This window comes from Capnocytophaga catalasegens (assembly GCF_026005215.1).
Classification (GTDB): domain Bacteria; phylum Bacteroidota; class Bacteroidia; order Flavobacteriales; family Flavobacteriaceae; genus Capnocytophaga; species Capnocytophaga catalasegens.
Map to the genome: position 1 here is coordinate 1 of NZ_BPMA01000046.1, position 2,262 is coordinate 2,262.

Consider the following 2,262-nt stretch of genomic DNA (forward strand, 5'->3'; position numbering starts at 1 on the left):
CTGACTATCAAGCTCCAAATCGCCATTGGTTGCTTCAATAATTACCTCTTCGGCTTCCTCATAAGAAGAGCCACTTATAGAGGTATAAGTATCACGAACGGTAATATATATGTTATTTGCTTTTTTAAAAATCCCCATAGCTTTACATTTTAATGTGAACTACCTTGCTCGCCACTGTTAGATTTTACAGATTTATCACTCTGTAAAATCATATTTTGCTTGGTGCTTACCACGGTTATTTTATCAGCATGTGAATCACTCTTCTTAGATTGTATAAACCTCTCGTCTTTGAAATATTAGCACTCTGTATGATAATATCGCCAGTTTGGGCAAAATGCGTGTATGAGTCTGAGGTTTCGTTTAATTTTCCTGTAATTTCAACCTTTTTGTTGCCTTGTATGGCTTGGGTGTAATTACCTTTGAGCATTATCAATCATACACTTTTCCAAAAGGAATTCTTATAGGAGCAACCGCATTCGCTTTTTGGTTGTACATTACGGCTCTAACTTTCTTTTTCATAATCTCAATAGTTTGTAAAGCTAATGTATCACAATGCTTACAACCTTCAGTTTTTCGAATAATTCGACCATCTATTATTTTTCCTCTTTTTGACACTAATAAACGAACATGGTAAGTGCCTGCAAAATCATAATCAATATCTCTATGATTTTTCAGTAAGAAACTATCATAATCTTTTTGACTATCAAAAATTTTCACTTGTTGTTCGTAAGGAAATAGTTGAAATTCATATTTTTTACCCTCTTTGGTGTGCCAAATTGATTTTATCCATTCTCCATTTTTTGAGTAGTTTTCGAACATTAAAAGACCATCAATATCATAAAATTTACTAATTGTTATTTCTTTATTTTTATGATTTATTATGCTACTACAAGAATTTAGCATAAGTGTCAGCGTGCATAGTAAAATGGTTAGCGGCTTCATCTTCTCTATTTTTAATTTGTATTTCAAGTTCTTTGTTGTTCTGTGGGGTATTATCTGTTAGGGATTTAATTGCACCGTGTGAATGCCATTTACCTAAAAGTTTAAAATATAAATGTCCATAGGCTTCGTGAGCAAAAGTTGCCGTCATATGTTCAAGAGCGTCTTTGCGTTCTTTGATGTTCAAATAAGTTTTATTGATAACAACTTGATTTGTCCCATTGGTTGTAACTCCAAAAGCCCCCTCTTTATCTGAATATAAAGTAATTGCAGATACTCCTCCCCACATTTTTTCATAAGTAAATCCCGCAGCCTCTTGTTCTTTTTTATATAGTTCTTTTGAAACAATTTTATCGGGAAAATCCTTCATTATTACATTTTTATAAATCTCATAACTTTCTTCTAATCCATCAGAATAATGCATTTGTTCAAAAGGAAATTTACCTTGTACCGTTTGGTAATACTCTTGTATTTTTATTTCAAAAATAACATCACTTTCCGAAATTCTTAAAAGACATTTGAAATTTTCGCTTAATTTCTTAATTTCTTTTTTAGCTAACAAAAGCCATCTTCTATCAATAAATCCTTCTTTATTTTTGACAATATACTTAGCCTCTTGTTTTGTTAATCCCCAAACTATCAAATGATAAGATAAATCATCACAAGGTTTTATTATGTTTTTCATTTGTGATTTCTCTTGCTTTACCTTTTTTCCATCTAATTCATCCTCATTTGAGTTATTCCCTAATCCCTGCATCACCACTTTTTTCTGACTAACAAGCTCTAAATCACCATTAGTTGCCTCAATAATTACCTCTTCGGCTTCCTCATAAGAAGAGCCACTTATAGAGGTATAAGTATCACGAACGGTAATATATATGTTATTTGCCTTTTTAAAAATTCCCATAGCTTTGTTTTTTAATGTGAACTACCTTGTTCTCCACTGTTAGATTTTACAGATTTATCACTTTGTAAAATCATATTTTGCTTAGTGCTCACTACGGTTATTTTATCAGAATGAGAGTCGCTCTTCTTAGCTTGTATGCTTCTTTCGTTTTTAGAGATTTCACCCCTTACATTAGAGTCTTCTCGTATATCACCAGAAGCAGATTGAGAAATATCTTTACCTGCTATATCTACCATATTCACGCCTGCATTGCTAACAATGTTTAAAGAAGCTGTTGAAAATATGTTTTTATTTGCATTTAAATTAATATCTCCGCCCGCTTTGAAAGTAATATTTTTAGGGGCACTTACATTGATATTTCCTTGTCCATCCATTAGATAAGTGTTACCACTGGGGTCTTCTATAAACACACTACC

The 2,262-nt window shown here is 32.1% G+C and carries 3 protein-coding genes and 1 pseudogene; all 4 read right to left on the reverse strand.

Going from position 1 to position 2,262, the window contains the following annotated elements:
• Positions 1-235 precede the first annotated feature (235 nt).
• Complete coding sequence (locus tag OO775_RS11420) at positions 236-427, reverse strand: hypothetical protein (protein ID WP_264847297.1); 192 nt, start codon at positions 425-427, stop codon at positions 236-238.
• 2 nt (positions 428-429) lie between these two features.
• Complete coding sequence (locus OO775_RS11425) at positions 430-903, reverse strand: hypothetical protein (protein WP_264847298.1); 474 nt, start codon at positions 901-903, stop codon at positions 430-432.
• A complete protein-coding gene (locus tag OO775_RS11430; protein WP_264847299.1) occupies positions 887-1,846 on the reverse strand; it encodes a hypothetical protein in 960 nt (319 codons plus the stop codon). The genes OO775_RS11425 and OO775_RS11430 overlap by 17 nt, the downstream gene beginning before the upstream one ends.
• 11 nt (positions 1,847-1,857) lie before the next feature.
• Positions 1,858-2,262 (reverse strand): annotated as a pseudogene (locus tag OO775_RS11435) (type VI secretion system Vgr family protein); the annotation flags it as partial.